Origin of the sequence: Variovorax sp. YR634 (genome assembly GCF_900106655.1) — a bacterium.
Lineage (GTDB): Bacteria > Pseudomonadota > Gammaproteobacteria > Burkholderiales > Burkholderiaceae_C > Variovorax.
The window spans coordinates 1-8,867 of the sequence record NZ_FNOL01000045.1; the positions used below are offsets into that span (position 1 = coordinate 1).

General features: G+C 67.9%; 7 protein-coding genes and 1 pseudogene. 4 read left to right on the forward strand and 4 right to left on the reverse strand.

The window, feature by feature from the left end; translation table 11 throughout:
• The 3 genes and pseudogenes from BLV60_RS33550 to BLV60_RS34795 all read left to right on the forward strand — a co-directional run.
• Positions 1-402, forward strand: a 402-nt coding sequence (locus BLV60_RS33550) for a universal stress protein (RefSeq protein WP_143042682.1), incomplete at its 5' end; no start/stop codon positions are given.
• Positions 403-457: 55 nt separating this feature from the next.
• Complete coding sequence (locus tag BLV60_RS33555; protein WP_093060082.1) at positions 458-2,935, forward strand: cation-translocating P-type ATPase; 2,478 nt, start codon at positions 458-460, stop codon at positions 2,933-2,935.
• 542 nt (positions 2,936-3,477) lie between these two features.
• Positions 3,478-3,834, forward strand: a pseudogene (locus tag BLV60_RS34795) (AAA family ATPase); the annotation flags it as partial.
• 214 nt (positions 3,835-4,048) lie between these two features.
• Here BLV60_RS34795 and BLV60_RS33565 read toward each other — a convergent pair.
• The gene (locus BLV60_RS33565; protein WP_093060084.1) at positions 4,049-5,713 is read right to left on the reverse strand and encodes a PHA/PHB synthase family protein; all 1,665 of its coding nucleotides are present in this window, start codon (positions 5,711-5,713) and stop codon (positions 4,049-4,051) included.
• 160 nt (positions 5,714-5,873) lie between these two features.
• Here BLV60_RS33565 and BLV60_RS33570 point away from each other — a divergent pair, with 160 nt between their 5' ends.
• On the forward strand, positions 5,874-6,314 hold the full coding sequence (locus tag BLV60_RS33570) for a hypothetical protein (RefSeq protein WP_256329695.1): 441 nt from the start codon (positions 5,874-5,876) through the stop codon (positions 6,312-6,314).
• A gap of 51 nt (positions 6,315-6,365) precedes the next feature.
• On the opposite strand, the gene BLV60_RS33575 is transcribed toward BLV60_RS33570, so the two are convergent.
• The 3 genes from BLV60_RS33575 to BLV60_RS33585 form a co-directional block, all read right to left on the reverse strand.
• Positions 6,366-6,740, reverse strand: coding sequence for a TraR/DksA family transcriptional regulator (locus BLV60_RS33575; RefSeq protein WP_093060086.1), 375 nt, complete (start codon positions 6,738-6,740; stop codon positions 6,366-6,368).
• Between the two features lie 51 nt (positions 6,741-6,791).
• Entirely contained in the window at positions 6,792-8,273 is a 1,482-nt protein-coding gene (locus tag BLV60_RS33580; RefSeq protein ID WP_256329696.1) for a trypsin-like peptidase domain-containing protein, read from the reverse strand.
• A 50-nt stretch (positions 8,274-8,323) separates the two neighbouring features.
• On the reverse strand, positions 8,324-8,867 hold a 544-nt coding region (locus BLV60_RS33585), incomplete at its 5' end, for a flavodoxin family protein (protein ID WP_256329697.1).

The window sequence follows — 8,867 nt, forward strand, 5'->3', positions numbered from 1 at the left end:
TCGGCCGGTATGTTCGGGGGGATCCCGAAGAACATCGTTGCGGCCTGGGACGGCTCGCGTGAAGCCGCCATGGCCCTTCAGGCAGCATTGCCGGCACTGCGGCGCGGAGCACGCGTCACGCTCCTGTCGCTACGCCACCCGCGCGACGAAGACAACACGCAGCAGCTGCTGGTATCGGACATGATCCAGTTCCTGCTGAGGCACGGCGTGCAGGCGCGCGCCGAGTCCGAGGTAACCGAAATCGACGTCGCGGACGCGTTGCTGTCGCGGGTTTCGGACCTGAGCGCCGACCTGCTGGTGATGGGCGGCTACGGCCATTCGCGCCTGCGCGAGCGAATCCTTGGGGGTGTGACGCGGCAGATCCTTGCGCAGATGACGGTGCCGGTCCTGATAGCGCACTGACGTGAGCGGCCGCGGCGGCCAAGTGTCGCTTGGCGCAAGACCCCCAGGAACCATCGTGACCGACAACCCGCCTCAGGGCCTGACCGATGCCGAAGCCGCGCAGCGTCTGCGCCGCGACGGTCCGAACGTGCTGCCCTCCGTCTCCCGCAAGGGATTGGCCCGCATCGCCTGGAGTGCGCTGACGCAGCCGATGTTCTTGTTGCTGCTGGCGACCGCCGCGTTGTATGCACTGCTCGGCAGCCTGGGCGACGCCGGCATGCTCGCGCTCTCGGTGCTGCTGGTGGGCGGGCTGTCGATCTATCAGGAGCAGCGGACCGAGCGTGTGCTCGAAGCGCTGAAGGAGCTCTCCAGCCCCCGCTGCACGGTCGTGCGACAGGGGCGCGCGCTGCACATCGCGAGCCGTGATTTAGTGCGCGGTGATCGCCTTCTGGTGAACGAGGGCGACCGGTTGTCCGCCGATGCGCGGATCGTCGAGGCCGTCGGGCTGCAGGTCGACGAGTCCTTGCGCACCGGCGAATCGATGCCGCAGGGCAAGCACGCAAACGGCGAAGGCGAGGGCGGCCGGCTCTTCGCGGGTAGCCTGGTGGTGCGCGGCGACGGTGTGGCCGAGGTGACCGGCACCGGCGCGCACACCGCGCTCGGTGCCATTCACCGCTCGATCTCCCAACTCGCGCCCCGCGCGAGCCGGCTGCAGGAGGAATTGCGCCAGCTGGTGGGACGCGTCGCGTGGCTTGCGGCCTTCACCTGTGTCGTCGCGGCAACGGTGTTCGCGCTGCGCGAGGGCTCGTGGGCGCAGGGCCTGCTGGTAGGACTGACGCTGGCAATGTCGCTGATCCCCGAGGAGTTCGCGGTCGTGTGGAGCGTGATGCTGGCGCTCGGCAGTTGGCGCCTTGCAAGGTCGAACGTGCTGACCCGCCAGCCGCAGGCCATCGAGGCACTCGGCACCACCACGGTACTTTGCGTGGACAAGACCGGAACGCTGACGCACAACCGCATGGCGCTCACGGCGCTGCACGACATGGAGGCGGAATGCAACCCGGGCGCGGGCGAGCCGGCCGCACGCTTTCATCGCCTGCTGTCGGGCGCGCTGCGCGCCAGCAGCACGGGCGGAGTCGAGCCCATGGACCACGCGGTGCGCGCCACCGCGCAAGCCGCGGGCCTGGCCGGCGGCGATGCCGGCTGGACGGCCGGCCCGCGCCGTGGCATCCGCGACGGTGCGCCCTATGTCGTGCACTGGTGGCAGGCGCCCGGCGAGGCCGCGCAGACGGTGGCGGTCAAGGGCGCCGCGGAGGCCGTGCTCGCGCTCTGCGATGCCGAGCCGGCGCTGATGCAGCGGCTGCGGGAAACCGCCGACCGATGGAGCACGGCCGGCCTGCGGGTGCTCGCGGTGGCCGAGGGGCATGCGGCGCAAGCCGGCGACGACGCCGCGCTGCCCGGCGGACTGCGCCTGGCGCCGTTGGGCCTGCTCGGCTTCATGGACCCATTGCGCGCGGAGGTGCCCGGCGCCATCGAGGAATGCCGGCGTGCGGGCGTCCGCGTGGTGATGATCACCGGGGACGCGGCCCTCACAGCCCGCGCTATCGCGCAGCAAGCCGGGCTGATCGATGGCAGCGAGTGGCAGGTGATGAGTGGCAAGGCACTGGCCACGATGGACGACGAGGCACTGGGCCGCTGCGTACGCGACGTGCAGGTCTTTGCGCGGGTCGATCCCGCGCAGAAGCTGCGCATCGTGCGGGCTCTACAGCAGAAGGGTGACATCGTGGCGATGACCGGCGACGGCGTGAACGACGCACCGGCGCTCAAGGCTGCCGACATCGGCGTCGCGATGGGCCTGCGCGGCACGGATGTTGCGCGTGAAGCCGCCTCGCTGGTGCTGCTGGACGACAACTTCGCCTCTTTGGTCGAGGCAGTGCGCGCCGGCAGGCGCATCTTCGCGAACCTGCGCAAGGCGCTGGGCTATCTCTTCGCGGTGCATGTGCCCATCGTCGGCGTGGCGCTGATCCCTGTCGTGATGGGCGGCCCGGTGCTGTTGCTGCCGCTGCACGTGGTGCTGCTGGAACTATTGATCGACCCGGCCTGCTCGCTGGTGTTTGAGGCCGAACCGGCGCCCGACGACAGCATGACGGTGCCGCCGCGTCCCCGGGGCGACGCGCTGTTCTCGATAGCTTCGGCGGCCCGCGCGTTCGCGATGGGGGCCCTGGTCTTCGTCGGCGTGGCGCTGGTGCAATGGGGCTGCCGCGCGTTGGGGGCCACGCACGAGGAACTGCGCATGGCCAGCCTCGGGTCGATCGTGCTCGGCAACCTGCTGCTGCTCGTGTGGTTTCGCGGCGCCAGTGTCCGGCTTACGCACACCAACACGGTGTTCAATGCACTATTGGTTGGCGTGTGCGTGGTCTGGGGGATGCTGACAGCAGTGCCTGGCGTGGGGGCCGTGTTCGGCCTGCCGGATACGTCTTCGCCGTGGGCCTTGTGGATCGTGCTTCCTGCGGGCTGGTCGCTGTGGCGCCTTTTCGCCATTTCCAAACGTCATTGAATCGCAAACACGCCACATGGACACCACGCTGGTCAACGCACTGCGAGAGCAACTCCAGCGGGAGACCGGGCAACCCGTGGCCTTGGTCGAGACGCACATCTCCTGGGTGCTGCTGACGCAGAAGCAGGCCTTCAAGCTCAAGAAGCCGGTACGCCTGCCGTTCCTGGACTTCGGCAGCGTCGAGGCCCGAAAGCACTTCTGCGAGGAGGAGCTGCGCCTCAACCGACGCTTTGCTCCTTCGCTCTACATCGACGTGGCGCCGGTCTGCGGCACGCCCGAGTCGCCGAGCATCGCAGGCACCGGCACCAGTGCGCATGCTGCGATTCCCGGATTCGTCGTTGCTGCGCAATCTGCTGGTGGAAGACCGGCTGCAGCCCGCGCTGCTCGACGGCTTCGCGCAGCGGCTGGCGGCCCTTCAAGGGGCCGCGGAGCGAGCGACGCCGGTGTCAGGCTTCGGCAGTCCCGATTGTGGCGAGGCCCGGCCCGACTACCTGGCCTGCGCGATGCGGCTGACCACGCAGCCGGAGGAGGGCGCCCGCCTGATGATCACGCACGGCTTGTCGGGCTCGGGAAAATCCAGCGTTGCCTTGCAACTGCTGTGTGCCGCGGGCGCTGTCCGCGTGCGGTCGGACGTGGAGCGCAAGCGCCTGTATGGCCTCGATCCGCTGGCGCGATCCGTCGCCCTCGGGCTCGACATCTACAGCGCGCAGGCAACCCTGCGGACTTTCGAAAGGCTGCGCGCCTGCGCCCGCGATGCGCTGCTGGCGGGCTATCCGGTGATCGTGGACGCGGCCTTCCTGCGCGGCGCCGAGCGACGCAGCTTCGAAGCTTTGGCAACCGAGCTCCGCGTGCCTTTCACGATCCTGGATTGCCGCGCAGCCCCGGCCACGTTGCGCCGCCGCGTGGCCGAGCGCGACGCGGCAGGCACGGATGCCTCGGAAGCCAGCCTCGCGATCCTGCCGCTGGCCGAGCGTGTGCTGACCGAGAACGACTGGTGCAACCCGATGACCGGACACGTACCCGACCTCGAATACAACGCGCTCTTCACGCGCATCGTGAACGTCGTTCCGGTGCCCATTAGCCTAGGGCCGGCCCCCCGAGCCGGTTGCCAGCTCAACGCGCCAGCACGTAGGTGCCCGGCGCGTCGCACAAGAGGGGCAGGCCGCGATGCGGCGCACCTATCGCCGGCGGACGGCGCCTCGGACCCGACCGCGCGGCCAGCCATTGCTGGAAGCAGGGCCACCACGATCCTTCGATGTCACGCGATATGCCGAGGAAATTATCCGGTGCGACATAGGCACCGTTCCTTGCACGCCGAAGCACGCGATAGCTGCGATGCGGATGGCCGAGCTCGCTCACGATGCCTGCGTTGTGGCCTCCTTTGGCGAGCACGAAGGTAATGTCGGTATCGCACAGCAGGTTGAACTTGTAGACCGAGCGCCAGGGCGCCACATGGTCAGTGGAGGTGCCAAGCAAGAAGACCGGCACGTCGATGTCGTTCAGCGACACCGGCCGTCCGCCGACCAGGTAGTGGCCCTCTGCCAAAGCGTTATCGAGGAAGAGGCTGCGCAGGTAGTCGGCGTGCATGCGATAGGGCATGCGCGTGCCGTCGGCATTCCACGCTATCAGGTCGGTCATGGGCGCACGCTCTCCGAGGAGCCACGTTCGAACCATCGGCCCCCAGATCAGGTCGCCAGGGCGCAGCGCCTGAAAGGCGGCCGCCATCTGCTGCGCCCCTAGGAATCCTTCATGCGCCATGAGATCCTCCAGGAAGGCCAACTGGCTTTCGTCGATGAACAGGCCAATCTCCCCGGGTTCGGTGAAGTCGGTCTGCGCGGCCAGCAGCGTGAGCGAAGCCAGGCGGTCGTCGTGGTCGCGCGCCATGGCTGCCGCGGCAATCGCCATCAGGGTCCCGCCAAGGCAATACCCGACGGCGTGCACGCGGCGCCCCAGCAGCACGGCTTCAATGGCATCGAGGCAGGCGCGAATGCCGAGCCGCAGGTAGTCGTCCATGCCGAGCTGCGCGTCGGCGGCGCCGGGATTCTTCCAGGAAACCGCGAACACCGTGTGGCCCTGATCGACCAGGTAGCGAATGAGCGAGTTGTGCGGCGAAAGATCGAGCACGTAGTACTTCATGATCCACGCGCTCACGATGAGCACCGGTTCGGCGTGCACCGTCGGCGTTGTCGGCGCGTACTGGATGAGCTCGACGAGTTCGTTGCGTAGGATCACCTTGCCCGGCGTGACGGCGACTTCGCGCCCTGGCCTGAACGCCTCGGCGCCTACAGGCGGCAGTCCGATGGCCTTGCGGCTGAGATCTTCCATTCCGTAAGCGGCGCCGATGAGCAGATTGGCGCCTCCAGTGGCAGCGGTTCTTTGCAGCACTTGCGGATTGGTCGCGAAGAGGTTGGCGGGTGAGGCCATTTCCAGCCATTGCCGCACCATGAACGCCACCAGTTGCTCATGATGCCGATCAACGCCTGGAACACCGCGCACCATCTTGAGAAGTTGGCGTCCGTTGGCCTCGAAGGCCTCGCGGTACATGCTGAAGGGCCACGACGTCCACTCGTCCGCGCCGAGCCGGGAATCGTGTGCCTGCGGCTGCGTGGGCGGCGGAGCCTGGTGCAGCGCGATCTGGGCATCGCGCCCGGGCTGCGTGGCGAAATGAATGGCCCAGTCCGACCACGCCAGCATCAGAGCCGCAGGCGACATGCCGCCGCCGAGCCGGCCCCAGGCCGCGTGGAGGGATCGATCGAGTTCGTTGTGTTCTTCGGTCACTTCGGTGTCCTTGCAGGAAATCGCAATCCCGGTCTCTGGGCATCGCGCATGCAAGTCTGCGGGCGCGCGCGCCGTTCGCCTTGCGCGGCGTCAAGGTCTTGCCGGGAAGGCGCTCTTACGCTGCGGTGACTGTGTCTCTTGCAACCCACCGGAGCTGAACATGCCCACCAAGATCGTCGATCTCTCTGCCCGGTCCGAAGTGATTCGGGCCGAACCCTTCAACGCGCATTTCTGGCAGTGCACGCCCGCCGAGTTCCGGGCCTACTTGGGCAGGCCGCGCGAATTCCTGCGCAGGCTGGGCATCGCAGTGCCGCAGGAATGCCGCATCGAGACGACCATCGAGAACCACGACTGGCTCGAGGATGAAGCGCCCGATTTCGAGAGCGAGGGTGGCAACGACACCGTGATCTGCAGCATGGGCAGCGGCGGGCATGCGCGCACGGTGTACCGGGTCGTGAGCTATGCGCGCGACGAGGCCGGGACCGGGGGCGTCAAGAAGTCGCTGCTCCACGGTGTACACCGCCAGCAGGTCAAGGAAGGAAAACCGTTGCCTGGCCGGAAGGAGAAGGGCACGAAAGCAAAGAAGTCAAAGAAGGAGTGAAGGCCAGAACCCGCCGCCAGAACGACGGCGAGTGATGGATCTTCGTCCCCTTCAGTGCCGGTGACGTGTTTCCACGGTCGTCTGGCAGGCTGCGCACCGGACGGCGGTGGGCTGCGCGAACAGCCGCGCGCGTGGGATCTCCGCACCGCAGTCTTCGCAGACGCCGTAGCGTCCGTCCGCCAGGCGCGCGAGCGCCAGCTCGATCGCTTCGAGCCTGGTGCGATCGATCTCGATCTCGGCTAGGTGCACGTCGGCTGCGCGCTCCGCTTCGGCTTCGTCGGCATGGGTCGTCACTTCGCGACCGCCTCCGGATTCCAGGGGCTGGGCCGTGGGCGCCGAGGCGCGGAGTTCGTCGAGAACCTGCCGCTTCAGCATGTCGAGCTGCAGATGAAGTGAGCGGCGGTCGGCTGCGTCGAGGTGTTTCATGGTGTGTCGTCCTTGAAATGAGATGGCTGCGATGGAGGCGTTGCGCCGCGGTCAGAGACGGCCACGGCGCGAGGCCGGAAGGCGGATCGCCACATAGGCGAGTCGGCGGTCGCGCATCACCAGTAGCGCGACCGTGTTTCCGGGAGGCACCCGCGCGAGGCTTTGCTTGAAGTCCTCCGGGCGATAGAGCTTTGTGGTGTTCATGGCCACGACCACGTCTCCGGCACGGATGCCTTCGCTGCGCGCGAGGCCGCTGGCCTCACGGACCATCAGGCCGCTGTCGATGCGCAACTGCAGCCGCTGCGCGGGGGAGAGGTCGCCCACGCTCAAGCCCAGGCCATCGTTCCATTCGGGGGCTGCGGCCGCAAAGGAGGTGCCGACAACGGCGGGTTGGGCTACCAGCGCGACCTGGAGCATGCGGGCAGCGCCGCGTCGCCATACCTCAAGTTGCAGGCGACTGCCGGGCGTGCGTTGCGCAATCTGCTGCGGAAAATCGATGAAGTGCAATAGAGGCTTGCCGTCGAGGGCCAGCACCGCGTCTCCCTGCGTCAGGCCCGCAGCTTCCGCGGGGCTGCCCGCCTCGACGCGGACCACCAGGGCGCCGGCCGCTGTTGAAGCCGGCAGGCCGAAGGACTGGGCCAGCGCAGGCGTCATCTCCTGGAATTCCGCGCCCATGTAGGCCCGCAGCACCGCTCCGTGTTCCTGCAACTGGTTGGCGATGCGCATCGACAGGTTGATTGGCACCGCGAAGGACAGACCCATGTAGCCGCCGCTGCCGCTGTAGATCATCGAGTTGATGCCCACGACCTCGCCCCGGCTGTTAAACAGCGGGCTGCCCGAGCTGCCCGGATTGATGGCGACGTCGGTCTGGATGAAGGGGATTTCGCCCGCGCCCCCCATGACGCGCCCGACAGCGCTGACGACGCCCGCCGTCACGCTGCCGTGAAATCCGAAAGGCGAGCTGATCGCAGCCACCCAGTCGCCGGGGCTGAGCGTCGAGGAGTCGCCGATGACGGCCACGGTCAGGGCGCTTGCATCGATCTTCAGGAGGCCGACGTCGGTGCGCTTGTCGACGCCGACCACGCGCGCCGTGAAGCGGCGCCCGTCGTCCAGCTGGACCTGGGCCTCGTCGATGTTCGTGACCACGTGGGCGCTCGTGAGGATCAGGCCGTCGCTGCGGATGATCACGCCCGAGGCGAGGTCGCGGATCTGACTGATCCGCGCGCTCGCCGGCAGGGGCCAGGCCAGCCGGTCGGCGAAGTCGTGCTCCGGGGCAATTTCCAGTTCGATGTCTTCCGGGTTCTCGTCGCGTCCGATGCGCAGCGTGCTGATATCGACCACCGATGCTCCGCGGTTTGCGACCAGGGATGAAAAGCCGGTCGGAACTGCCGCCGCAGCGATCTGGGCTGCGGCGGGTGCCTGTGCCTGTGTGTGCGCAAGCGCGGGCGCGGACGTCTGGCCCGTCGCGGCACAGGCACAGAGCAGCGAGGCACCTGAGGCGAGCGCACAGGCGAGGCGGGCGGTGCGATACATCGCACCCGCATGAGAGGGAAGGGCAGTCACGACGATTCGACCCCCGCCCTTCAGATCGATTGCGGCGACAGCGTCACGGGGCGCACCACGGCTTGCGAATCTTCGGCACTGCTCACAGCGGTGCCGAAGGCCAGCAGGCGGGCCGCACAACTGCCGTCGTCGACCTCGCGCATGGTGACCGAGGAGCTCAGGATCGGCGCTCGCCCCAGGAGGTTGGCGATCTCGGCGGGTGCGTTCGGCGCCCCCTGTCCACCCATGACCGAGAGCACGGCGACGTCGGGCAGCCGCTGGCGTTGGCGCGCGACGAAGCTGCGCATGGGGCCGGCGAGTTGCAGCATCCAGATCGGCGACACCAGCACCACGGCATCGAAGTCGTTGGGCGGCGGACCGTCGTAGCGAATGGCGGGCTGTCGCCGGAAGAACGAATCGAGCACGCAACGCAAGCTGCCGAGGGCGCCGCTGCGAGGATGCGCCTCGGTGACGCTCGCGAGTTGCCAGTTCTGCTGGCTGCACAGGAGCTCCGCGACCTGGCGGGAAGTGCCCGTGTAGGAATAGACGATCACCAGGACGTTGTTCATGCTTGCCTCTGCTGCT

Bases quoted from the DNA above. Each gene is read 5' to 3' on its own strand.
- BLV60_RS33570 (WP_256329695.1), top strand. From the start codon at position 5,874: ATGCCCACCAAGATCGTCGATCTCTCTGCCCGGTCCGAAGTGATTCGG.
- BLV60_RS33575 (WP_093060086.1), bottom strand. From the start codon at position 6,740: ATGAAACACCTCGACGCAGCCGACCGCCGCTCACTTCATCTGCAGCTC.
- BLV60_RS33580 (WP_256329696.1), bottom strand. From the start codon at position 8,273: ATGTATCGCACCGCCCGCCTCGCCTGTGCGCTCGCCTCAGGTGCCTCG.